Raw genomic sequence first — 21,131 nt, forward strand, 5'->3', positions numbered from 1 at the left:
TCAGCTATACTAACTAACTTACACTTTTTTATGTATGAATTCTACTACAATCAATATGTCGGTATAAGAAAAGTGCCTACGCGCTTATTCTTTTATATTAAAAAAAGCACCATCAATTGGCGCTGTTTCGTTGTTCATTAAAATAATAAAAAAGCGCGCACCTCATTCGATAGAAATGCGCTAGTCGTTACATTTACAAGAAACACGGGTGCTCAAGCCCTTGCCTCTTTTGAATGAGGTGCGGAGAGCTAAACGAGACGCCACACAACAGTGTCCGCTCATCATAACGCTCAGCTTAATTATTTGTCGTATAAATCGTTTATAAAGAAAGAGGGTGGTGGTTCCACCCTCTTCACCACTTGTTTTCTCTTATGATTAAACTAATTCAATCACAACAACAGGTGCACCGTCACCACGACGAGGACCTACTTTAAGAATACGAGTGTAACCACCTTGACGTTCTGCGTAACGTGGTGCAACATCATCAAATAGCTTTTGTAGCGCAAATGAAGTTGTTTCGTTACCTTCTTCGTCAGTAGTTGTTACTAGTTCACGACGGATGAATGCAGCAGCTTGACGGCGTGCATGTAAATCTCCGCGTTTACCTAAAGTAATCATTTTTTCAACAGCTTTACGTACTTCTTTAGCGCGAGCCTCAGTAGTTTCGATACGCTCGTTGATGATTAAATCAGTAGCTAAGTCACGTAACATCGCTTTACGTTGAGAACTTGTACGACCAAGTTTTCTGTAACCCATGGATGTTTCCCTCCTTTATAAAAAATATCTGATCTTATAAGTTTTGTTTAAATCGCTTAGTCTTCTTTGCGTAACCCTAAACCAAGCTCTTCTAACTTCGCTTTTACCTCTTCTAATGACTTACGTCCAAGGTTACGAACTTTCATCATATCGTCTTCTGACTTATTCGCAAGTTCTAGTACTGTATTAATACCAGCGCGTTTTAAGCAGTTGTAAGAACGAACAGAAAGATCAAGTTCTTCGATAGTCATCTCTAAAACTTTTTCTTTTTGATCTTCTTCTTTTTCGACCATGATTTCAGCAGTTTGAGCCTCATCTGTCATGCCAACGAAGATGTTTAGATGCTCGGTTAAAATTTTTGCTCCGAGCGAAATCGCCTCTTTCGGACCGATGCTACCATCTGTCCACACATCAAGAGAAAGTTTGTCGTAGTCAGAAGACTGACCTACACGAGTATTTTCCACTTGGAAATTGACGCGTGATACTGGAGTGTAAATAGAGTCGATCGGGATCACGCCGATAGGAAGATCCTCACGTTTGTTTTGATCAGCAGGAGTGTAACCACGGCCGCGTTGAGCGTACATACGCATACGTAAATGACCGTTTTTAGCGATTGTTGCAATATATAGATCTGGGTTTAAAATTTCTACGTCACTGTCATGTGTAATGTCAGCAGCCGTAACTGTTCCATCGCCCTTTACATCAATCTCAATAACTTTTTCTTCGTCAGAGTAGATTTTAAGAGCAAGCTTTTTCACGTTCAAAATAATTGAAGCTACATCTTCCACAACGCCTTCTACAGTTGAGAATTCGTGAAGAACGCCATCAATTTGGATTGAAGTGACAGCAGCTCCTGGTAATGAAGACAGAAGGATACGACGTAAAGAATTACCCAAAGTGTTTCCATATCCGCGTTCAAGCGGTTCTACAACAAACTTTCCATATTTGGAATCTTCGCTGATCTCCACCGTTTCAATCTTTGGTTTTTCAATTTCGATCATTTCATTTACCCTCCTTCAAAACATCGAATGTATAGGTTCTTTCCATCATAGATTCGATCGTCATTGACGTATCGTTTATTATCTGCACAAGACAGTCTGTACAAAAAATGATGTTCTCATACACTATGAGAAGCACCCATTACACGCGACGACGTTTTGGCGGACGGCAACCATTGTGAGGAACTGGAGTAACGTCTTTAATAGCAGTTACTTCTAAACCAGCAGCTTGAAGTGCACGAATTGCAGCTTCACGACCAGCACCAGGACCTTTAACAGTTACTTCCAACGTTTTCAGACCATGTTCAAGGGATGTTTTAGCAGCAGTTTCTGCAGCCATTTGAGCAGCGAATGGTGTAGATTTACGTGAACCACGGAAACCAAGAGCACCAGCACTTGACCAAGATACAGCGTTACCTTGCATATCTGTAATCGTTACAATTGTATTGTTAAATGTAGAACGAATGTGTGCAATACCAGATTCGATATTCTTTTTCACACGACGTTTACGAGTTTGTTGTTTACGAGCCATGTTAAGAAGGAACCTCCTTTACGTATTATTTTTTCTTGTTCGCAACTGTTTTACGAGGACCTTTACGCGTACGCGCATTGTTCTTCGTATTTTGACCACGAACAGGTAAACCACGACGGTGACGGATACCACGGAATGAACCGATTTCCATCAGACGTTTAATGTTTAATGAAGTTTCGCGACGTAAGTCACCTTCAAGTTTGTAAGAATCTAATTGTTCACGGATTAGGTTTAACTGATCTTCAGTTAAGTCGCGTACGCGTGTATCTTCTGAAATACCTGCGCCAGCTAATACTTTCTGAGCTGTAGTTTTACCAATACCGTAAATGTAAGTTAATGAAATTACCACGCGTTTGTCGCGAGGAATGTCAACACCAGCAATACGTGCCATGTACGTTGTGCACCTCCTTTAGAATCAACCTTGTTTTTGTTTGTGTTTAGGATTTTCACAGATTACCATTACTTTACCGCGTCGGCGAATTACTTTACATTTTTCGCAGATCGGTTTCACAGATGGTCTCACTTTCATCTAACCTAACCTCCTTAGTAGTCCGGAGCGCAAAAGATTATTTAAAACGGTATGTGATACGACCGCGAGTTAAATCATAAGGAGATAACTCGATAGTAACCTTATCTCCAGGTAGAATACGGATAAAGTGCATACGAATCTTACCAGAAACGTGTGCCAAAATCACATGTCCATTTTCTAATTCTACCTTAAACATCGCGTTTGGCAAAGTCTCAACAACTGTCCCTTCGACTTCAATTACATCATCTTTCGCCATCTACTCTGTCTCTCCTCTCTATATGCAAATTAAAGTTCTCATCGTTACATCAAACGGATATCTGCTGCAACTATAGAAGCAACCTCGTTTCAACATATGTTTGGATTGTATGAGAGATGTTTGAAAGACGCTCGTCTGGTTTCGCTTCACACAATCCACGGAATATACAGGACCAGTATGGGCACTGAATCTCCCATGTTTACACGAATACCGGAAATGTCTTTGATGAGATATTCATACCCGTTACACAGATGCTTCCACGAAACCCATTATACTCTCTCAAAAGTCATGTTGCACTTTTTAAAAGAAATATATACCGGGCACAATATGCTTTTGCAACTCTCAAAAAAATTATGTTTCGGTGTTGCTCCCGCATGCCTCCCGCGGAAGCAGTATTCTGCGCCCGGAGCCGGGTATCAGCTGCGGCTGCCCTGTAAAAGAGCATCAAGATCAGCAAACACTTTTTTAATATCTTGCTGTCCATCAATATTTGTTAACACACCTTTTGCTTCATAGAAGTCCAATAAAGGTTGTGCTTGATTCATATTTACTTCCAGACGGTTTGCAACCGTTTCAGGATTATCATCCGCACGTGTGTATAATTCGCCGCCATCTTTATCACATTTACCTTCCACAGCAGGTGGATTGAAAATTAAATGATAAGATGTGCCACAAGTTTTACAAATACGACGACCTGATAAACGAGCAATTAGCTCATCTTTTTCAACTTGAATGTTTAACGTATGTTCAATAGCTTTACCAAGATCAGCTAAAATGCTGTCTAATGCTTCCGCTTGAGGAACTGTACGTGGGAATCCATCTAATAGGAAACCTTTATCACAATCAGGTTTAGCAAGTCGCTCACGAACAATACCAATCGTTACTTCATCAGGTACTAGAGCACCTTGATCCATAAACGATTTAGCCTGTAAGCCTAGCTCTGTACCGTCTTTAATAGCGGCACGGAACATATCTCCTGTAGAAATATGAGGAATTGCGTACTTCTCTACAATTTTATCTGCCTGTGTACCTTTACCAGCACCTGGCAGACCCATTAAAACGATATTCATCGGAAATAGTCCTCCCACAAAAGGTTTGCTGATTTCAGGAAACGAAGAACGTTCCCTAAAAATCAACATTATTTCATAAAGCCTTTGTAGTGACGTTTAACAAGTTGTGATTCTAGCTGTTTCATCGTTTCTAGCGCTACGCCGACTACGATAATAATACTAGTACCACCGATTTGCACTGAGGCAGGTAGATTCATAAGGTTGATGAATATAATCGGCATTACAGCAATTACAGTTAAGAATATCGCACCAACAAATGTTAGTCGATATAACACGCTTGTTAAATACGTTTGAGTGTTTTCACCCGGGCGAATACCTGGAATGTAAGCACCTTGTTTTTTCAAGTTGTCTGCCACATTTTCTGGATTCACTTGTACGAATGCATAGAAATATGTGAATGCGACGATCAATGCAACATAAATCAACATTCCAACAGGTTTCTGATAATCGAACGTGTTTTCAATGAATGCTGTGATATCGTTTTGACCAAAGAACGCTGCTAACGTACGAGGTGTGACAAGGAACGCTACTGAGAAGATTACCGGAATAACCCCTGCAGCATTTACTTTTAACGGTAAGTGCGTTTGCTGACCACCTGTTTGTTGGTTGCGTCCAGTAACTCGTTTTGCATATTGAATTGGAATTTTACGAAGTGCTTGTTGCACGTAAATAACCCCAACGACAATTGCAAGTAAAATCAAAGCAAGTAATGCAAGGATGATAATGTTGATAAACAGTTTATCGCCTGCACCCTCAATTTGTTGTGCATAGATTTGGTTTATTCCTGTAGGTAATGCTGCCACGATACCAGCAAAGATTACAACAGAAATACCATTACCAACACCATGTGAGGTAATTTGTTCAGCAAGCCATACAAGGAATGCTGTACCTGCTGTCAATACAATTGAAATTGTAATATAAGTTAGAATTCCCTCTTCTTTAATCAAAGATCCACCGTACATTTTGTTGAAGCCAAATGACATGGCGAATGATTGGATAAAAGCAAGAATAATTGTAAAGTAGCGAGTAAATTGTGCAAGTTTACGTCTTCCGACTTCACCTTGCTTTGCCCATTCAGCAAACTTCGGTACTACGTCCATTTGCAATAACTGAACAATGATTGAGGCTGTGATGTATGGCATAATTCCCATCGCGAAGATAGAGAAGTTTTGCAACGCACCACCGCCAAAAGTATTGAGGAAACCAACGAGGTTAAACTCATCAGTTGCCTTTAATACAGTTGCGTCAACATTCGGTACTGGTATGAATGTACCAATACGGAAAATAATTAACATTAAAAGAGTGAAGATGATTTTATTTCTTATATCTCGAACACGCATAAAGTTAGAGATTGTCTGAAACATTAAATCACCTCAGTAGTTCCGCCGGCATTCTCGATTGCTTCTTTTGCTGAAGCTGAGAATTTATGAGCTTTTACTGTAAGCTTTTTGTTAAGTGTTCCATTGCCTAGAACTTTAATTCCAGCTTTTTCATTGCTCACAAGACCAGTTTCAAGTAATAATGCAGTTGTTACTTCTGCACCGTCTTCGAAACGGTTTAATGTGTCAAGGTTAACGATAGCGTATTCTTTACGGTTAATGTTCGTAAATCCACGTTTAGGTAAACGACGGAATAACGGGTTTTGACCGCCCTCAAAGCCTGGGCGTACACCGCCACCAGAACGAGCGTTTTGACCTTTATGACCTTTACCTGATGTTTTACCGTTACCAGAACCGATACCACGACCAACGCGATTGCGTTGCTTACGAGATCCTTCTGCTGGTTTTAACTCATGCAGTTTCATAGTGGGTGGCACCTCCTTGTTCATTAATTAAAAATTAATTTTCTTTTACAGTAACTAAGTGAGCTACTTTATCAAGCATACCGCGAGTAGCAGCGTTATCAGCTTTCTCAACAGTTTGATTTAATTTACGTAATCCTAGAGCTTCAATAGTTTTACGTTGTGCCGGTTTAGAACCGATCACAGATTTTGTAAGGGTGATTTCTAATTTGTTAGCCATTATTATTCCCCCCTTATCCTAATATTTCTTCCACTGATTTGCCACGTAATTTTGCAACGTCCTCTACGCGTTTTAATTCAGTTAAACCTTGAACAGTAGCACGCACCATATTGATTGGTGTGTTAGATCCAAGTGATTTTGAAAGAATATCAGTAATACCAGCAAGTTCTAGTACGGCACGTACTGGACCACCAGCGATAACCCCTGTACCAGGAGCAGCAGGTTTGATTAGGATTTCTCCTGCACCGAAGCGACCAAGCACTAAGTGTGGAGTTGTTCCACCTACACGTGGCACTTCGATTAAGTTTTTCTTCGCATCTTCAACAGCTTTACGGATAGCATCTGGCACCTCTTGAGCTTTACCAGTACCGAAACCAACATGTCCGTTTCTATCGCCAACTACAACTAATGCTGTGAAGCGGAAGCGACGTCCACCTTTAACAACTTTAGCAACACGGTTAATAGTAACTACGCGTTCTTCAAGTTCTCCAAGTTTGTTTGCGTCAATTCGACTCATGAAATGTGTCCCTCCTTCTTATTAAAATTCTAAACCGTTCTCACGTGCAGCTTCAGCTAAAGCTTTTACACGTCCATGATATAAGTAACCACCACGGTCAAATACAATTGCAGTAATGTTTTTTTCCGCAGCGCGTTTCGCGATTGTTTCACCGATTTTTGATGCAGCTTCTACGTTGTTACCAGCACCTTCAAAACCATTTTCTTGAGAAGATGCGCTAACAAGTGTTACGCCTGCTACGTCATCGATAAGTTGAGCGTAGATGTTCTTGTTAGAACGGAATACGTTTAAGCGTGGACGCTCAGCAGTACCCGAAATTTTAGAACGAACTCGCGCATGACGTTTTTTACGAACTTGATTTTTATCCTGTTTCGTAATCACAAGGGTCACTCCTTTCTAATGCTTAAGCAGCATTATTTACCTGTTTTACCTTCTTTACGACGAACGTATTCGCCTTCGTAACGGATACCTTTACCTTTATAAGGCTCTGGTGGACGAACGTCACGGATATTAGATGCAAGAGCGCCAACGCGTTCTTTGCTGATACCTTTAACGATGATTTTTGTATTAGTCGGAACTTCTACTTCAAGACCATCTTCTGGTGTGAACTCAACTGGGTGAGAGTAACCTACGTTAAGAACAAGCTTTTTACCTTGTAATTGCGCACGGTAACCGACACCGATAAGTTCTAATGATTTTTCGAAACCTGCAGAAACACCAGTAACCATGTTCGCTAAAAGCGCACGAGTAGTACCGTGGTTTGTGCGGTGTTCTTTTGAATCAGAAGGACGAGATACAGAGATCACATTTCCTTCTTGCTCAATTTTCATATCTTGGTGGAAAGAACGAACAAGTTCGCCTTTAGGACCTTTAACAGTAACAGTGTTGTCAGCTGCGACAGTAACAGTTACGTTAGCTGGTACCTCGATAATTTTTTTACCTACACGAGACATTTAGTTGCACCTCCATTCATTTATTGCTAATTACCAAACGTATGCTAGAACTTCGCCGCCAACTTGTTTAGCGCGAGCTTCTTTATCTGTTAATAAACCTTGTGAAGTTGACACTAAAGCGATACCAAGACCGTTCAGTACTTTAGGAACTTCATTTGTTTTAGCATATACACGTAGACCAGGTTTAGAAATACGTTTTAGGCCAGTGATAACGCGCTCGTTATCTTTACCGTATTTTAAGAAGATACGGATGATACCTTGTTTGTTGTCTTCCACGTATTCTACGTCACGTACGAAACCTTCACGCTTTAAAATTTCAGCGATTTCTTTTTTCACGTTGGAAGCTGGTACTTCTAACTTCTCGTGACGAACCATGTTCGCATTACGAATGCGAGTAAGCATATCTGCAATCGGATCAGTCATTGTCATTACATTTACCTCCTTCCCAAATTAGGGGATTACCAGCTGGCTTTTTTAACGCCAGGAATTTGTCCCTTATATGCAAGTTCTCGGAAACAAATACGGCAAAGTTTGAATTTGCGATATACTGAGTGTGGACGACCACAGCGTTCACAACGTGTATACTCTTGCACTTTAAACTTTTGCTTACGTTGTTGTTTAACGATCATAGATTTTTTAGCCACGTTTTCGCCCTCCTTGTTTAATTACTTTTGGAACGGCATACCGAATTGTGTCAATAACTCGCGAGCTTCTTCGTCAGAGTTCGCTGTCGTTACGATCACGATGTCCATACCGCGTACTTTTGAAACTTTATCGTAATCGATTTCTGGGAAAATTAATTGCTCTTTAACACCAAGAGTGTAGTTACCGCGACCATCGAATGCTTTTTTAGAAACACCACGGAAGTCACGTACACGAGGTAATGCGATTGCGATTAATTTATCCAAGAATTCATACATACGCTCACCGCGTAATGTAACTTTAGCACCGATAGGCATACCTTCACGTAGACGGAAACCTGCGATCGATTTTTTCGCTTTAGTTACTACTGGTTTTTGACCAGTGATAATTGTCAATTCTTCTACAGCTGCATCAAGCGCTTTAGAGTTTTGAACTGCATCGCCAACACCCATGTTGATAACGATTTTATCAACTTTTGGAAGTTGCATAACTGATTTATATCCAAATTTGCTCATTAGAGCAGGAGAAACTTCATTTAAATATTTTTCTTTTAGGCGGCTCATGTGTGTACCTCCCTTCTTTTATTTACTAATTAGTCGATTACTGCACCTGATTTTTTTGCAACACGAACTTTTTTACCGTTTTCGATTTTATAACCTACACGAGTCGGCTCGCCAGATTTAGGATCGATTAGCATTACGTTCGAAACGTGAATTGCAGCCTCTTGGCTTACAATCCCACCTTGTGGATTCAATTGGTTAGGTTTAACGTGTTTTTTCACGATGTTTACACCTTCAACAAGAACGCGGTCTTGTTTAGGGAAAGCAGCTAGGATTACTCCTTCTTTGCCTTTGTCCTTACCAGTGATAACCTTAACCTTGTCACCTTTTTTTACATGCATGCTGTCGCACCTCCTTGATTGGCACTGTCATGAAATTAAAGAACTTCTGGAGCTAGAGAAACGATTTTCATGAAGTTGCTGTCACGTAATTCACGTGCAACAGGTCCGAAAATACGAGTTCCGCGTGGTGATTTATCATCACGAATAATTACACAAGCATTTTCATCAAATTTGATGTAAGTACCGTCTTTACGACGTACGCCTGATTTAGTACGAACGATAACAGCTTTAACAACGTCACCCTTCTTGACAACGCCACCTGGTGTTGCTTTCTTAACTGTACAAACAACGATATCACCGATGTTAGCAGTTTTACGGCCAGAGCCACCAAGCACTTTAATTGTAAGAACTTCACGTGCACCTGAGTTGTCAGCAACTTTCATACGACTTTCTTGTTGGATCACTTAGGTTACCTCCCTTCGGAAATTGGTTGTTCCGAAATAGTTATTAAATAATAACCGCTTTTTCTACAACTTCAACTAGACGGAAACGTTTAGTAGCTGATAGCGGGCGAGTCTCCATGATACGTACGATATCACCGATTTTCGCTTGGTTTTGCTCATCATGAGCTTTAAACTTTTTAGAGTACTTTACACGTTTACCATAAAGCTTGTGCTTTTTGTGAGTTTCAACTAAAACAGAAATTGTTTTGTCCATTTTATCTGAAACAACGCGGCCCGTGTAAACTTTGCGTTGATTACGCTCAGTCATACTTGAAAACCTCCTTTATCAGTTATTTGCACTGATTTCTCTTTCACGAATAACAGTTTTCATACGCGCGATTGCTTTACGCACTTCACGAATACGAGCTGTGTTTTCTAATTGACCAGTCGCCAATTGGAAGCGAAGGTTGAAAAGCTCTTCTTTCAGTGATTTCACTTTTAATTCAATTTCAGAAGTGGCAAGGTCACGGATTTCATTAGCTTTCATTAGATTCACCACCAGTTTCTTGACGTTTTACGATCTTACATTTAACAGGAAGCTTATGTGATGCTAAACGAAGTGCTTCACGTGCGATCTCTTCAGATACACCAGCAATTTCGAACATTACTTTTCCTGGTTTAACAACTGCTACCCAACCTTCAGGAGAACCTTTACCAGAACCCATGCGGACTTCTAGAGGTTTTTTCGTGTAAGGTTTGTGCGGGAAGATTTTAATCCAAACTTTACCGCCACGTTTCATGTAACGAGTCATCGCGATACGTGCAGATTCGATTTGACGGTTAGTAATCCAGCTAGCAGTTTGAGCTTGTAAGCCCCATTCGCCGAAAGATACTTCTTTACCGCCTTTCGCTTCGCCACGCATGTTTCCGCGGTGTTCACGACGGTATTTTACGCGTTTAGGCAATAACATATTATTTGCCTCCTTCCACAGATTTCTTCGTAGGAAGAACTTCACCACGGTAGATCCATACTTTAACGCCTAATTTACCGTAAGTAGTGTCAGCTTCTGCGTGTGCATAGTCGATGTCAGCACGTAGAGTATGAAGTGGAACAGTTCCTTCACTATAGTGTTCAGCACGCGCGATATCAGCGCCACCTAAACGACCAGATACTTGTGTTTTAATTCCTTTTGCACCAGCACGCATTGTGCGTTGGATTGATTGCTTTTGCGCACGACGGAATGAAACACGGTTTTCTAATTGACGAGCGATGTTTTCAGCTACTAGACGAGCGTCAAGATCAGCACGTTTAATTTCGATGATGTTGATGTGTACACGTTTACCAGTTAATTCGCCAAGGTATTTACGAAGATTTTCAACTTCAGTACCACCTTTACCGATTACCATCCCTGGTTTAGCAGTGTGAATTGTAATGTTTACACGGTTTGCAGCACGTTCGATTTCAACTTTAGAAACAGAAGCGTCTTTAAGAGCCGTTTCAATATATTTACGCACTTTGATGTCTTCGTGAAGTAGAGTTGCATAGTCTTTTTCAGCGTACCATTTTGACTCCCAGTCACGAATAATACCAACGCGCAGTCCTATTGGATGTACTTTTTGACCCACGGATTAACCCTCCTTCTTCTCAGATACCACTAAAGTGATGTGGCTTGTGCGTTTGTTAATTGCGCTTGCACGTCCTTGTGCACGTGGACGGAAACGTTTTAATGTTGGACCTTCATCAACGAATACTTCAGAAACTACTAAAGAGTTGATATCTAGATCGTAGTTGTGCTCAGCATTAGCAACTGCAGATTTTAATACTTTCTCAACGACTGGAGACGCCGCTTTTGGAGTATGACGTAAAATTGCAACTGCCTCACCTACTTGCTTACCTCGGATTAAGTCTACAACTAGACGAACTTTACGAGGAGCGATACGTACTGTGCGAGCGATAGCTTTAGCTTGTGTCATTAGGATTTACCTCCTCTCAAAATTAGCGTCTTGTTTTCTTGTCGTCTGCACCGTGACCTTTGTAAGTACGTGTCGGTGCGAATTCACCAAGTTTGTGGCCTACCATATCTTCTGTTACGTATACAGGAACATGTTTACGTCCATCATATACAGCAATTGTTAATCCGATGAAGTTCGGGAAGATTGTAGAACGGCGAGACCAAGTTTTAATAACTTGTTTCTTCTCAGAAGCCTCTTGTGCTTCCACTTTTTTCATTAAGTGGTCGTCAACAAAAGGTCCTTTTTTCAAACTGCGACCCATGTAGGAACCTCCCTCTGTGATTCCACCACGGCTCTCACATAGAACCGTAGTTTAACCACTTTATTTTTTACGACTACGGATGATGAATTTATCCGATTTGTTTTTCTTATTACGAGTTTTGTAACCAAGTGCTGGTTTACCCCAAGGTGTCATCGGTGATTTACGTCCGATTGGAGAACGTCCTTCACCACCACCGTGTGGGTGATCGTTAGGGTTCATTACAGAACCACGAACAGTTGGGCGTTTACCTAACCAACGGCTACGACCTGCTTTACCGATGTGTACAAGTTCATGTTGTTCGTTACCAACTTGACCGATTGTAGCGCGGCAAGTAGCAAGAACTAAACGTACTTCACCAGATTGTAGACGAACGATTACGTATTTGTCTTCACGACCAAGTACTTGCGCAGAAGTACCAGCAGAACGTACTAATTGTCCACCTTTACCAGGTTTTAACTCGATGTTATGGATTGTTGTACCCATTGGAATGTTTGCTAATGGTAATGTGTTACCTACTTTAATATCAGCATCTGGACCAGATACGATTGTTTGACCAACCTCTAGACCTTTTGGTGCTAAGATGTAAGCTTTTGCTCCATCAGCGTAGTTGATTAATGCGATATTCGCAGAACGGTTTGGATCATATTCGATAGTAGCAACTTTCGCTGGAATGCCATCTTTAACACGTTTGAAATCGATAACACGATATTGCTTCTTATGACCACCACCATGATGACGAACAGTGATTTTACCTTGGTTGTTACGACCAGCTTTGCGTTTAGTTGGTTCAAGCAATGATTTCTCAGGCTTGTTAGTTGTAATTTCCGCAAAGTCTAAAGACGTCATATTACGACGACCATTAGAGGTAGGTTTATACTTTTTAATCGCCATTGTGTTTCCCTCCTTCTTGATTGTTCAAATCATAAATCCTTAAAGGATTACATTTCGAATAATTCGATGTCTTTGCTGTCCGCAGTTAGTTTAACAATCGCTTTACGACGTTTGTTTGTGTAACCACCGTTACGGCCAACGCGTTTGAATTTACCTTTGTAGTTAAGAACGTTTACTTTCTCAACGTTTACGCCAAAGATTTCTTCTACAGCGTCTTTTACTTGAGTTTTGTTAGCGCGAGTGTCTACTTCGAAAGTATACTTTTTCTCTGCCATAAGTTCTGAAGAACGCTCAGTAATGACCGGACGTTTTAAAATATCACGTGCTTCCATTATCCAAGCACCTCCTCAACTTTTTCTACTGCAGCTTTTGTGAATACAACTTTTTCGTGACCTAAAAGATCAAGAACGTTGATTCCGTTTGCAGTTAACACTGTTACACCAGGGATGTTACGAGCAGATAATGCTACGTTTTCATCTAGGTCAGCAGTTACGAATAAAGATTTTTTCTCTAAAGAAAGATCTTTAAGAATTTTAGTGAATTCTTTTGTTTTTGGTGCTGCTAGTGTAAGAGCATCAAGAACTAAGAAGTTTTGTTCTACTACTTTAGCTGATAAAGCAGATTTAAGAGCTAAACGACGAACTTTTTTAGGTAATTTATAAGAATAGCTACGTGGAGTTGGACCGAATACGATACCACCGCCGCGCCATTGTGGAGAACGGATAGAACCTTGACGAGCACGACCAGTTCCTTTTTGGCGCCATGGTTTACGACCACCACCAGCAACTTCAGAACGGTTTTTCACCTTATGATTACCTTGACGAAGAGAAGCGCGTTGTGCAACTACTGCGTCGAATAATACTGCTTCATTTGGCTCGATTCCGAAGATCGCTTCGTTTAACTCGATTTCACCAACTGAAGCACCTGTTTGACTAAGTACAGATACTTTTGTCATTCCTGTTTCCTCCTTTCTTGAAGTGATTAGTTAGCTTTAATTGCAGTTTTAACTGTAACTAGAGCTTTTTTAGAACCAGGAACATTACCTTTAACAAGTAGTAAGTTACGTTCCGCATCAACTTTTACGATTTCTAAGTTTTGGATTGTAACTACTGTGCCACCCATTTGACCAGGTAATTTCTTTTGTTTAAATACGCGGTTCGGAGCAACTGGACCCATTGAACCAGGACGACGGTGGTAACGAGAACCGTGGGCCATAGGACCACGAGATTGTCCGTGGCGTTTGATAACACCTTGGAAACCTTTACCTTTAGTAACACCTGTTACATCAATTACATCGCCTTCTGCGAAAATTTCTACTTTGACTTCTTGACCAACTTCGTATTCTTCAACGTTCACGTTGCGGAATTCACGAATGAAGCGCTTAGGAGCAGTATTCGCTTTTGCTACGTGACCTTGCGCTGGTTTGTTAGAAAGCTTAACGCGCTTATCTTCGAAACCAACTTGAATTGCTTCGTAGCCGTCTGTTTCAACAGTTTTCTTTTGAAGAACTACGTTTGGAGTAGCTTCGATAACTGTTACCGGGATTAAATCGCCGTTTTCAGCGAAAACTTGTGTCATACCAATTTTTCTACCTAAGATTCCTTTAGCCATTTGTCACACCTCCTGTAAGTTTTAAAAAGTTGTTATATTGTTTTTACCATTAAAGTTTGATTTCGATATCAACGCCAGATGGTAAATCAAGTTTCATTAACGCATCAACAGTTTGTGGTGTTGGGTTAACGATATCGATCAGACGTTTATGCGTACGCATCTCGAATTGTTCACGAGAATCTTTGTACTTGTGAACAGCACGTAGAATTGTGTACACAGACTTCTCAGTTGGAAGTGGAATCGGACCTGATACACTTGCACCTGAACGTTTTGCAGTCTCCACAATTTTCTCAGCAGACTGATCTAAAATACGGTGATCATACGCTTTTAAACGAATACGAATCTTTTGTTTTGCCATTATTTTCCCTCCTTCTCGCCTATTTTCTAGACATTCTCCACGAAAATTCTCCAACGCACCGCCATGGCAAAGCGGCCGGGTGTGTCGGCAACCTCTCGTTTCATCGCAGTCAAAGACCAACATTCAACATTATATACAATAAAAAAAGAATAAGCAAGTCTTTTCGCTAAATTCTTTTAAATGTTGTAGATATTCTTTACTACTAATATTTCTCGCTTATTTAAGCCGTTTACTAGTATATATAATTTTCGTATATTTTGCAACACATAACCTGTGCTATCTACGTTTTCGAACATTTCGAACAATTAATAAAAAAAGCAGTCTCTAAAATTTAGAAACTGCTTCTCAATATTATAGAAAGAATACACAGGCAATCCAACCAAATAGGACGAGTGGAATATTAATAAAGATAAACGTTGGTACACATGTATCCCAAATATGATTATGTTGTCCATCAACATTTAAGCCAGCAGTTGGTCCTAATGTTGAATCTGATGCCGGTGAACCTGCGTCACCTAATGCGCCCGCAGTTCCGATTAAGCACAATATCGCTAAAGGGCTCATTCCTAATCCTTGTGCTAACGGAACAAATAAAGTCGCAATAATCGGTACTGTCGCAAAAGAAGAACCAATGCCCATTGTGACAACTAATCCAATCACCAGCATAATAAATACCGCCAAACTTCTATTGCCTTCAAGGTACGTCAGAGAGCTTGTGATTAAGGTATCTACATCACCCGTAGCATTGATTACTGAGGCGAATCCATTGGCAGCAATCATGACGAAGCCAATGAACGCCATCATTTTCATACCTTCTGATAGAATTTCATCGGCCTCTCTCCATTTAAGAGCACCCGTAAAATACATAATCATGATCCCTGCGAAGGCTCCGACAATCATGGAATCTGTTGCGATTTGCGCGATAAGGGAAACAATTAATGCTAGTGCCGTAGAAATAATAACTGATTTACTGACATTCACATTTAAAGTCGCTGTTTCTACATCTGTATTTTTGTATATACGTGGTTTGCGATATACATAGAAGGCAATCCCTAGTCCTACTAACATACCTAGGATAGGAATAGCCATTGCTACAGGCACATCACTTGCTTGTGCAACCATTCCGGCATTTGTAACTTGCGTTGACACAATTTCTTGGAAGATGGCCCCGAAGCCTGCTGGTACAAAACTATAGGTGCCAATTAAGCCAACCGCAATCAATGTTGCTATTATTCTACGATCCACTTCAAGCATATTTAAAACCTTTAAAATCGGTGGTATTAGTAAAGGGATAAAAGCAATATGAATTGGAATTAAATTTTGAGAAAAAATGGCCATGATAAAAATAAGAAGAAAAATTAATACTTTTACTAAGCCCTTCCTATTACTTGAACCATTTTTATTTAACACGTTTAACATACCCGCAATCAATAAGTCAGGTATACCTGTCTTCGAGATAGCTATAGCAAATCCACCAAGTAGACCATAACTAAGTGCAATAGTAGCACCTGCCCCTAACCCCTCTGTAAACGACTCAACAGTTGCTTGAATACCCATACCACTTGTTAAGCCCCCTGCAAAGGTTCCTAAAACAAGTGAAAGGACAACATTGATTCGAAGCAAACTTAATATTAACATGACAGCTACTGCCACAATTACCGCATTCATAAAGACACTTCACTTTCGTACACTAGATTATTAATATGTTAAACTTTAATATTCTGACAAACGAAAGTCAAGCTGTTATGAAATATTTCATTAAATGTAAAATTCAAAAAACAGTATGACCTGTATTAGATCATACTGTTTTTCGGAGTTTCTTCCTATTTAATAGTTATAATGATTCTCTTATTACTTTTTTATAATAACCAACCGAAAGGACTGCAAAAATTGCATATAAAGCGACATAACAGCTCATAGCAATCCATAACGGTGTTGTTAATTCTGAACCAAATAAAAACCATCCTGATTTCACTGCAAAATAACTATGAAGTAGACCAATCAGTAAAGGAACACCAAAATTGAACGCCTGTTTCATAAAGATTCCCTTCATGATATCTCGTTCTGAGAAGCCAATCTTTCTTAAAATTGTATAAGCTCCTCGTTCTTCTTCTGCTTCAGACATTTGTTTAAAGTACAGAATGCTACCAGTCGTCATTAAAAATGCTAAGCCTAAAAATGCTGTCGTAAAAATTATTAACCCAAGTGATTCAATATTTCCTTTACGTTCAGCTTCAAATGACTTGATTTTAAAGTTTTGCGTATTGCCATCATTATCAAAAATAGTAATGGCATCTGCGCCTGATTCTTCATACAATTTTTCAGCTAGTGCAAGGTCTTTCTTTGACTGTAATGTAATCGAAGTTTGTTTATGCCAAGGGAATAGTTTTGCTTGCGTTGACAATTTTTCAAACAATGCATCAGACACTACAAAAATTGGACCTCCGCCACCAGACGTTACTGTTCCACCAATAATACTTTCATCATGAATAGCTTTGACATGCAGTGTTTCTTTAAGTTTACCTGCTGATACGACTAGATTACGATCCTTTTCTAATGGGAACATCTCCGCCATATAGCCACCATAGTTCGTTAAAATAACATCATTACCCGTAATTGTTGTATTTGGGTTTCTACGTTGATAATCAGAAAGTGGAATGGTATAAATCGTGCCTTCCATGTTATAAAATGGACTATCTTTTTGTTCTTTAGCCATTAACTGAGCGATGGTAGCTGTAACCCCTTGTAAACGATATTCAACCTTATCATAAGCGATATTATTTTCCTCTAGTTTCTTTAAAAAATCCTGTCCTTGATCTTCATGCAAAATGTAATCGCCAGGGATTTGACTATAGGCATCAGCTTCTGAAGAATAATACGAAATATATGATAATGTGGTAATCCCAAGTGATACACCCGTTAAAACTGTAATCAGTGTCAATGATTTAGCATTACTTTTCATGCGATGCATAATTGGTGTTAACGCTAATACATCATGGACAGTCAAATGTCCATTTTTCTTTAAACGAACAGTATTCATTAAAAATGCTACAGAGAAACGGAAAACTAGGAATGTTCCCCCAATTGTTGTAGCCAAAATAATAATCATATTATTAAATAGATTGCCTGCATTATTAATATCAAATAATTTCGTTGATGCATAGTAGCCATATGCAATGAGTACAAGCCCTAAAAAGCCAATAACCATTTGTAATGGGCTGAATCGTTTTACACGCTCATCTGCTTGTTTAGCCGCGCTAAATAAGGATAATAGTGATACACGGTGAATCATCCACGTCATTTGGAACAAGACGATAACTAATAAGAGAGCGAAAACAACAATAGATTGCTGCAATGCTTGAGTACTAAAGGTCATTTTCACAAGCGTCTCTTTTTCAATGATACGCAATAAAATCATGGCGATTAGGCGAGAGCTAAAGAAACCAACAATTATCCCTACAGCGACAGCTCCTACAAATAATAGAATGCTTTCTAAAGCCAATAAGCGTACAATTAATCCCTTTGTCATTCCTATTAGCTGATACAAGCCAATTTCCTTGCTACGACGCTTCATAAATAAGTGGTTTGCATATAACACGAAAAATAAAATAATAAAGTACAAAATATAAGTTGCAGCCTTAAATCCTGCTGATGCTGTGCCACTCTTTTGAACGGAATCAAAAACTTCACCATTATGCTGTAATGTCACAAAAGAAAAATAGAGTGTCACACTAAAAATAAGTGCAAAGAAGTATAAATAATAATGTTTCATATTTTTCTTCATACTTCGGAATACAAGCTTACTAAGACTCATAACCGTCACCGCCTAGCACACTTTGCGTATGCATGATTTCTTGGAAAAACGCCTGTCTTGTTTTATCACCTTTGTATAGTTCACTGTAAATCAGCCCATCTTTTAAAAACAAAACACGTGTACAGAAACTCGCTGCCACTGCATCATGCGTCACCATCATAATTGTCGCTTTCTTGGTTTCATTAATACTTTGCAAATTTTTCAACAGAGCTGTTGCTGATTTCGAATCCAGTGCACCTGTAGGTTCATCTGCAAAGACCATTGATGGATTTGTTATTAATGCACGCGCAGCCGATGTACGTTGCTTTTGACCGCCAGATATTTCATTTGGGTATTTATTTAATATATCTCCAATACCGAGTAAATAAGTAAGCTCTTTGACACGACTTTCTGCTACAGCTTTCGGTAACTTGCTAATCGCTAATGGCAGCAAGATGTTTTCCTTCACTGTCAAAGTGTCCAATAAATTATAATCTTGGAATATGAACCCAAGCTGTTCGCGACGGAAATTAGCTAAAGCTTTTTCTTTCATCCCTCGTAAGCTTTGTCCATTTATTTCAATGACACCTTCCGTTGCAAAATCAATCGAACACAACACATTTAATAATGTCGTCTTCCCTGAGCCTGACGGACCCATAATGCCAACAAACTCTCCTTCATTCACTTCTAAATCTATACCCTTCAACACCTCTTGTGCCGTCGATTTTTTACCATATACTTTTTTTACTTTACGTCCAATTAAAACTGCCACAGGTTAACGCCCCTTTCTATACTACAAGTGTACCCTGTCTACACGTTCAATTCGTGCGTTTTACATGACAATATAAAAAGGTAGGTGACAATTTCGTCATCTACCTGTTAGTTTGGCATATTCATTTTGTAATGGGAATCGTAGCGTAAAGACTGACCCTTCCCCTACTACTGATTGTACACTAATACGAACGCCAATTTTTTGAGCAATGTTATGTGCTAAATACAAGCCCATCCCCGTTGACTGTGCAGATTCTCTACCTGCCGTTCCTGTATACGATTTCTGGAAAATCCGTGGCATATCATCTGTTCTTATTCCAATGCCATTATCCTTAATATGTAACAACGTTGCACCAGATGAATCAACCTCTGTAAAAATAAAGATTTCGGTATTAATAGGGCTATATTTAATAGCATTTGATAGAATTTGCCTTACAATGAACGCTATCCATTTACTATCAGTTAAAACTACTTCTGTTAATTCACCAACATCAAAGCCGATATCCTTTTCTAAGCACCATGCTTGCATCGCACGGATTTCTTTGTAAACAACATCGCGCAGTTCTATTTCACTTAAAAAATTATCCTTTTCAATCGTTGCAAGACGTGTTTGGTGTAATTGCTGATCGACAAGCAGATGCAACCTTAACCATTCGGTCTCTAGTTTCCTGCGCAAAGTTGAGTCTTCAATACGATCTAACATTAAATTTATAGTTGTTAAAGGAGCCTTCACTTCATGTACCCATGCTAACAACTCATCTGAATACTCCTGTAGCTGCACCTTCGTATGATTCAGCTCTGCATCCTTATCATAGAAAACGTCTTCAATTTTTAGGTAGTATGCCTCCTGAAAAGGTGATAGAGCTAAGCTTCTAGCATGAGCATCATCCAGCCTGCTATCTACATTTCCCAGGAAATCTTTCAGTTGACCAATTTCCTTTGTATACCGCCATAATAAAAAAATGAAAAACGCCACAATCATAATCATATTGACATACCAAATAGAGATGCCAACTAAACCAACGTCTAAAGAAAATAATATGTTAAGCACAACAAGAAGAAAAACAAAAAAGCCAATCCACGCTAGTCGTTCTCTTATAAATAAAAATAGCATTTTCACTCACGTCACCTGCGTCACTGCTATATAGCCGAGCCCCTTTTTTGTCACAATAACTTCCTGTAAGCCGATATCCTCTAGCTTAGCACGTAGTCGATTAACATTGACTGATAATGTATTATCATTCACAAAGCGCTCATCGTCCCATAGTTTTCTCATTAAGTCCTCTCTAGAAACGATATGATTAGCCTTTTCCAATAAAACTCGTAAAATAAACAGTTCATTTTTAGTTAACGAAACAAGCTGCCCATTATACATAATCTCACTACGCGCATAATCCAAAACAGCACCATTGAAACGCGTCACATCCATTGTTTCTTCAACATAGTCATAAGTACGGCGTAAAATAGCTTGAACTTTTGCAAGTAACACCTCCATATGGAAGGGTTTTTGTATAAAATCATCGGCACCCATCTGCATCGCCATTACCATATCCATTGGATGATCTCGTGAAGATAGAAAGAGGATCGGCACCTTTGAAATATGTCGTATTTCACGGCACCAATGAAAGCCATCATATGCCGGTAGTTGAATATCTATTAAAACTAGCTGTGGCTTCTCTTCAATAAAATCATCCATCACCTTTTGAAAATCAGTTGGACCTACAACACGTAATGACCATTGCAAAAAGCGTTCTTCGATCATTGCAAAAATTGATGGATCATCTTCTATCAATAAAACCTTCATTTCCATACGCTGACGCTCCTTTCACTTATATATTTTAACATAAAAAACCAATCTGTAAGCGTCCCTACAG

The 21,131-nt window shown here is 39.5% G+C and carries 34 protein-coding genes and 1 pseudogene; all 35 read right to left on the reverse strand.

Going from position 1 to position 21,131, the window contains the following annotated elements; genetic code table 11:
* Window positions 1-375: 375 nt before the first annotated feature.
* Window positions 376-756 (reverse strand): 50S ribosomal protein L17, encoded by a 381-nt coding sequence (gene rplQ / locus T479_RS21760; protein ID WP_010860588.1) that lies wholly within the window; start codon window positions 754-756, stop codon window positions 376-378.
* A 56-nt stretch (window positions 757-812) separates the two neighbouring features.
* Window positions 813-1,757 (reverse strand): DNA-directed RNA polymerase subunit alpha, encoded by a 945-nt coding sequence (locus T479_RS21765; protein ID WP_004233733.1) that lies wholly within the window; start codon window positions 1,755-1,757, stop codon window positions 813-815.
* A gap of 139 nt (window positions 1,758-1,896) precedes the next feature.
* Window positions 1,897-2,286 carry a 30S ribosomal protein S11 gene (gene rpsK / locus T479_RS21770; RefSeq protein WP_004233731.1) on the reverse strand — a complete coding sequence of 130 codons (390 nt, stop codon included), beginning with the start codon at window positions 2,284-2,286 and terminating at the stop codon, window positions 1,897-1,899.
* 25 nt (window positions 2,287-2,311) lie between these two features.
* A complete protein-coding gene (gene rpsM / locus T479_RS21775) occupies window positions 2,312-2,677 on the reverse strand; it encodes a 30S ribosomal protein S13 (protein ID WP_024364357.1) in 366 nt (121 codons plus the stop codon).
* 24 nt (window positions 2,678-2,701) lie between these two features.
* Complete coding sequence (gene rpmJ, locus T479_RS21780) at window positions 2,702-2,815, reverse strand: 50S ribosomal protein L36 (protein ID WP_000868344.1); 114 nt, start codon at window positions 2,813-2,815, stop codon at window positions 2,702-2,704.
* A gap of 37 nt (window positions 2,816-2,852) precedes the next feature.
* Window positions 2,853-3,071, reverse strand: a complete 219-nt coding sequence (infA, locus tag T479_RS21785; protein WP_004233690.1) for a translation initiation factor IF-1 — start codon at window positions 3,069-3,071, stop codon at window positions 2,853-2,855.
* A gap of 88 nt (window positions 3,072-3,159) precedes the next feature.
* Window positions 3,160-3,237: pseudogene (locus T479_RS23605) on the reverse strand (type I methionyl aminopeptidase); the annotation flags it as partial.
* A gap of 250 nt (window positions 3,238-3,487) precedes the next feature.
* Complete coding sequence (locus T479_RS21790) at window positions 3,488-4,141, reverse strand: adenylate kinase (protein WP_025220839.1); 654 nt, start codon at window positions 4,139-4,141, stop codon at window positions 3,488-3,490.
* Window positions 4,142-4,209: 68 nt separating this feature from the next.
* Entirely contained in the window at window positions 4,210-5,505 is a 1,296-nt protein-coding gene (gene secY, locus T479_RS21795) for a preprotein translocase subunit SecY (RefSeq protein WP_024364359.1), read from the reverse strand.
* A complete protein-coding gene (gene rplO / locus T479_RS21800) occupies window positions 5,505-5,945 on the reverse strand; it encodes a 50S ribosomal protein L15 (RefSeq protein WP_024364360.1) in 441 nt (146 codons plus the stop codon). Before rplO ends, secY begins: the two co-directional genes overlap by 1 nt.
* Before the next feature lie 34 nt (window positions 5,946-5,979).
* Window positions 5,980-6,162: a 50S ribosomal protein L30 gene (gene rpmD / locus T479_RS21805; protein WP_024364361.1), complete on the reverse strand. Its 183-nt coding sequence runs from the start codon at window positions 6,160-6,162 to the stop codon at window positions 5,980-5,982.
* A 13-nt stretch (window positions 6,163-6,175) separates the two neighbouring features.
* The gene (gene rpsE, locus T479_RS21810) at window positions 6,176-6,679 is read right to left on the reverse strand and encodes a 30S ribosomal protein S5 (RefSeq protein WP_024364362.1); all 504 of its coding nucleotides are present in this window, start codon (window positions 6,677-6,679) and stop codon (window positions 6,176-6,178) included.
* A 21-nt stretch (window positions 6,680-6,700) separates the two neighbouring features.
* A complete protein-coding gene (gene rplR / locus T479_RS21815) occupies window positions 6,701-7,060 on the reverse strand; it encodes a 50S ribosomal protein L18 (protein ID WP_024364363.1) in 360 nt (119 codons plus the stop codon).
* 32 nt (window positions 7,061-7,092) lie between these two features.
* Window positions 7,093-7,632 carry a 50S ribosomal protein L6 gene (gene rplF / locus T479_RS21820; RefSeq protein ID WP_024364364.1) on the reverse strand — a complete coding sequence of 180 codons (540 nt, stop codon included), beginning with the start codon at window positions 7,630-7,632 and terminating at the stop codon, window positions 7,093-7,095.
* Window positions 7,633-7,662: 30 nt separating this feature from the next.
* Window positions 7,663-8,061 carry a 30S ribosomal protein S8 gene (rpsH, locus tag T479_RS21825; RefSeq protein ID WP_008181717.1) on the reverse strand — a complete coding sequence of 133 codons (399 nt, stop codon included), beginning with the start codon at window positions 8,059-8,061 and terminating at the stop codon, window positions 7,663-7,665.
* 29 nt (window positions 8,062-8,090) lie between these two features.
* Entirely contained in the window at window positions 8,091-8,276 is a 186-nt protein-coding gene (locus T479_RS21830) for a type Z 30S ribosomal protein S14 (protein WP_004233656.1), read from the reverse strand.
* A gap of 21 nt (window positions 8,277-8,297) precedes the next feature.
* Entirely contained in the window at window positions 8,298-8,837 is a 540-nt protein-coding gene (gene rplE / locus T479_RS21835) for a 50S ribosomal protein L5 (protein ID WP_024364365.1), read from the reverse strand.
* Window positions 8,838-8,866: 29 nt separating this feature from the next.
* The gene (gene rplX / locus T479_RS21840) at window positions 8,867-9,175 is read right to left on the reverse strand and encodes a 50S ribosomal protein L24 (protein ID WP_004233652.1); all 309 of its coding nucleotides are present in this window, start codon (window positions 9,173-9,175) and stop codon (window positions 8,867-8,869) included.
* Window positions 9,176-9,210: 35 nt separating this feature from the next.
* Window positions 9,211-9,579 carry a 50S ribosomal protein L14 gene (gene rplN, locus T479_RS21845; RefSeq protein ID WP_004233650.1) on the reverse strand — a complete coding sequence of 123 codons (369 nt, stop codon included), beginning with the start codon at window positions 9,577-9,579 and terminating at the stop codon, window positions 9,211-9,213.
* A gap of 43 nt (window positions 9,580-9,622) precedes the next feature.
* On the reverse strand, window positions 9,623-9,886 hold the full coding sequence (gene rpsQ / locus T479_RS21850) for a 30S ribosomal protein S17 (protein WP_024364366.1): 264 nt from the start codon (window positions 9,884-9,886) through the stop codon (window positions 9,623-9,625).
* Window positions 9,887-9,904: 18 nt separating this feature from the next.
* Complete coding sequence (gene rpmC, locus T479_RS21855; protein ID WP_004233646.1) at window positions 9,905-10,105, reverse strand: 50S ribosomal protein L29; 201 nt, start codon at window positions 10,103-10,105, stop codon at window positions 9,905-9,907.
* Window positions 10,095-10,529: a 50S ribosomal protein L16 gene (gene rplP, locus T479_RS21860; protein WP_010860599.1), complete on the reverse strand. Its 435-nt coding sequence runs from the start codon at window positions 10,527-10,529 to the stop codon at window positions 10,095-10,097. Before rplP ends, rpmC begins: the two co-directional genes overlap by 11 nt.
* Window position 10,530: 1 nt before the next feature.
* Entirely contained in the window at window positions 10,531-11,184 is a 654-nt protein-coding gene (rpsC, locus tag T479_RS21865; RefSeq protein ID WP_024364367.1) for a 30S ribosomal protein S3, read from the reverse strand.
* Between the two features lie 3 nt (window positions 11,185-11,187).
* The gene (gene rplV / locus T479_RS21870; RefSeq protein ID WP_004233639.1) at window positions 11,188-11,532 is read right to left on the reverse strand and encodes a 50S ribosomal protein L22; all 345 of its coding nucleotides are present in this window, start codon (window positions 11,530-11,532) and stop codon (window positions 11,188-11,190) included.
* Between the two features lie 22 nt (window positions 11,533-11,554).
* Window positions 11,555-11,833, reverse strand: a complete 279-nt coding sequence (gene rpsS / locus T479_RS21875; RefSeq protein WP_004233637.1) for a 30S ribosomal protein S19 — start codon at window positions 11,831-11,833, stop codon at window positions 11,555-11,557.
* A 60-nt stretch (window positions 11,834-11,893) separates the two neighbouring features.
* On the reverse strand, window positions 11,894-12,724 hold the full coding sequence (gene rplB, locus T479_RS21880) for a 50S ribosomal protein L2 (RefSeq protein ID WP_024364368.1): 831 nt from the start codon (window positions 12,722-12,724) through the stop codon (window positions 11,894-11,896).
* Between the two features lie 47 nt (window positions 12,725-12,771).
* Window positions 12,772-13,056 carry a 50S ribosomal protein L23 gene (gene rplW / locus T479_RS21885; RefSeq protein ID WP_038510042.1) on the reverse strand — a complete coding sequence of 95 codons (285 nt, stop codon included), beginning with the start codon at window positions 13,054-13,056 and terminating at the stop codon, window positions 12,772-12,774.
* A complete protein-coding gene (rplD, locus tag T479_RS21890) occupies window positions 13,056-13,679 on the reverse strand; it encodes a 50S ribosomal protein L4 (RefSeq protein ID WP_010860604.1) in 624 nt (207 codons plus the stop codon). Before rplD ends, rplW begins: the two co-directional genes overlap by 1 nt.
* 26 nt (window positions 13,680-13,705) lie before the next feature.
* Window positions 13,706-14,335, reverse strand: a complete 630-nt coding sequence (gene rplC, locus T479_RS21895) for a 50S ribosomal protein L3 (protein ID WP_024364370.1) — start codon at window positions 14,333-14,335, stop codon at window positions 13,706-13,708.
* 49 nt (window positions 14,336-14,384) lie between these two features.
* Window positions 14,385-14,693, reverse strand: a complete 309-nt coding sequence (gene rpsJ, locus T479_RS21900; protein ID WP_004233624.1) for a 30S ribosomal protein S10 — start codon at window positions 14,691-14,693, stop codon at window positions 14,385-14,387.
* A gap of 351 nt (window positions 14,694-15,044) precedes the next feature.
* Window positions 15,045-16,361, reverse strand: coding sequence for a Na+/H+ antiporter family protein (locus T479_RS21905; RefSeq protein WP_025220841.1), 1,317 nt, complete (start codon window positions 16,359-16,361; stop codon window positions 15,045-15,047).
* A 166-nt stretch (window positions 16,362-16,527) separates the two neighbouring features.
* Window positions 16,528-18,507 carry an FtsX-like permease family protein gene (locus T479_RS21910; RefSeq protein WP_025220842.1) on the reverse strand — a complete coding sequence of 660 codons (1,980 nt, stop codon included), beginning with the start codon at window positions 18,505-18,507 and terminating at the stop codon, window positions 16,528-16,530.
* Window positions 18,497-19,258, reverse strand: a complete 762-nt coding sequence (locus tag T479_RS21915; protein ID WP_024364373.1) for an ABC transporter ATP-binding protein — start codon at window positions 19,256-19,258, stop codon at window positions 18,497-18,499. Before T479_RS21915 ends, T479_RS21910 begins: the two co-directional genes overlap by 11 nt.
* 96 nt (window positions 19,259-19,354) lie before the next feature.
* Entirely contained in the window at window positions 19,355-20,371 is a 1,017-nt protein-coding gene (locus tag T479_RS21920) for a sensor histidine kinase (protein WP_025220843.1), read from the reverse strand.
* A 6-nt stretch (window positions 20,372-20,377) separates the two neighbouring features.
* On the reverse strand, window positions 20,378-21,061 hold the full coding sequence (locus T479_RS21925) for a response regulator transcription factor (protein ID WP_025220844.1): 684 nt from the start codon (window positions 21,059-21,061) through the stop codon (window positions 20,378-20,380).
* Between the last annotated feature and the right edge of the window lie 70 nt (window positions 21,062-21,131).

The sequence above is a fragment of the Lysinibacillus sphaericus genome, assembly GCF_000600105.1.
Taxonomy (GTDB): Bacteria; Bacillota; Bacilli; order Bacillales_A; family Planococcaceae; genus Lysinibacillus; species Lysinibacillus sphaericus.

Excerpts from the sequence above, each read along its gene's own strand:
- rplQ (WP_010860588.1), bottom strand. The coding sequence starts at position 756 with ATGGGTTACAGAAAACTTGGTCGTACAAGTTCTCAACGTAAAGCGATG.
- T479_RS21765 (WP_004233733.1), bottom strand. The coding sequence starts at position 1,757 with ATGATCGAAATTGAAAAACCAAAGATTGAAACGGTGGAGATCAGCGAA.
- rpsK (WP_004233731.1), bottom strand. The coding sequence starts at position 2,286 with ATGGCTCGTAAACAACAAACTCGTAAACGTCGTGTGAAAAAGAATATC.
- rpsM (WP_024364357.1), bottom strand. The coding sequence starts at position 2,677 with ATGGCACGTATTGCTGGTGTTGACATTCCTCGCGACAAACGCGTGGTA.
- rpmJ (WP_000868344.1), bottom strand. The coding sequence starts at position 2,815 with ATGAAAGTGAGACCATCTGTGAAACCGATCTGCGAAAAATGTAAAGTA.
- infA (WP_004233690.1), bottom strand. The coding sequence starts at position 3,071 with ATGGCGAAAGATGATGTAATTGAAGTCGAAGGGACAGTTGTTGAGACT.
- T479_RS21790 (WP_025220839.1), bottom strand. The coding sequence starts at position 4,141 with ATGAATATCGTTTTAATGGGTCTGCCAGGTGCTGGTAAAGGTACACAG.
- secY (WP_024364359.1), bottom strand. The coding sequence starts at position 5,505 with ATGTTTCAGACAATCTCTAACTTTATGCGTGTTCGAGATATAAGAAAT.
- rplO (WP_024364360.1), bottom strand. The coding sequence starts at position 5,945 with ATGAAACTGCATGAGTTAAAACCAGCAGAAGGATCTCGTAAGCAACGC.
- rpmD (WP_024364361.1), bottom strand. The coding sequence starts at position 6,162 with ATGGCTAACAAATTAGAAATCACCCTTACAAAATCTGTGATCGGTTCT.
- rpsE (WP_024364362.1), bottom strand. The coding sequence starts at position 6,679 with ATGAGTCGAATTGACGCAAACAAACTTGGAGAACTTGAAGAACGCGTA.
- rplF (WP_024364364.1), bottom strand. The coding sequence starts at position 7,632 with ATGTCTCGTGTAGGTAAAAAAATTATCGAGGTACCAGCTAACGTAACT.
- rpsH (WP_008181717.1), bottom strand. The coding sequence starts at position 8,061 with ATGACAATGACTGATCCGATTGCAGATATGCTTACTCGCATTCGTAAT.
- rplE (WP_024364365.1), bottom strand. The coding sequence starts at position 8,837 with ATGAGCCGCCTAAAAGAAAAATATTTAAATGAAGTTTCTCCTGCTCTA.
- rplX (WP_004233652.1), bottom strand. The coding sequence starts at position 9,175 with ATGCATGTAAAAAAAGGTGACAAGGTTAAGGTTATCACTGGTAAGGAC.
- rpsQ (WP_024364366.1), bottom strand. The coding sequence starts at position 9,886 with ATGACTGAGCGTAATCAACGCAAAGTTTACACGGGCCGCGTTGTTTCA.
- rpmC (WP_004233646.1), bottom strand. The coding sequence starts at position 10,105 with ATGAAAGCTAATGAAATCCGTGACCTTGCCACTTCTGAAATTGAATTA.
- rplP (WP_010860599.1), bottom strand. The coding sequence starts at position 10,529 with ATGTTATTGCCTAAACGCGTAAAATACCGTCGTGAACACCGCGGAAAC.
- rplV (WP_004233639.1), bottom strand. The coding sequence starts at position 11,532 with ATGACACAAGCTAAAGCTATCGCTCGCACAGTACGTATCGCTCCTCGT.
- rpsS (WP_004233637.1), bottom strand. The coding sequence starts at position 11,833 with ATGGGTCGCAGTTTGAAAAAAGGACCTTTTGTTGACGACCACTTAATG.
- rplB (WP_024364368.1), bottom strand. The coding sequence starts at position 12,724 with ATGGCGATTAAAAAGTATAAACCTACCTCTAATGGTCGTCGTAATATG.
- rplW (WP_038510042.1), bottom strand. The coding sequence starts at position 13,056 with ATGGAAGCACGTGATATTTTAAAACGTCCGGTCATTACTGAGCGTTCT.
- rplD (WP_010860604.1), bottom strand. The coding sequence starts at position 13,679 with ATGACAAAAGTATCTGTACTTAGTCAAACAGGTGCTTCAGTTGGTGAA.
- rplC (WP_024364370.1), bottom strand. The coding sequence starts at position 14,335 with ATGGCTAAAGGAATCTTAGGTAGAAAAATTGGTATGACACAAGTTTTC.
- rpsJ (WP_004233624.1), bottom strand. The coding sequence starts at position 14,693 with ATGGCAAAACAAAAGATTCGTATTCGTTTAAAAGCGTATGATCACCGT.
- T479_RS21905 (WP_025220841.1), bottom strand. The coding sequence starts at position 16,361 with ATGAATGCGGTAATTGTGGCAGTAGCTGTCATGTTAATATTAAGTTTG.
- T479_RS21910 (WP_025220842.1), bottom strand. The coding sequence starts at position 18,507 with ATGAGTCTTAGTAAGCTTGTATTCCGAAGTATGAAGAAAAATATGAAA.
- T479_RS21920 (WP_025220843.1), bottom strand. The coding sequence starts at position 20,371 with ATGCTATTTTTATTTATAAGAGAACGACTAGCGTGGATTGGCTTTTTT.
- T479_RS21925 (WP_025220844.1), bottom strand. The coding sequence starts at position 21,061 with ATGAAGGTTTTATTGATAGAAGATGATCCATCAATTTTTGCAATGATC.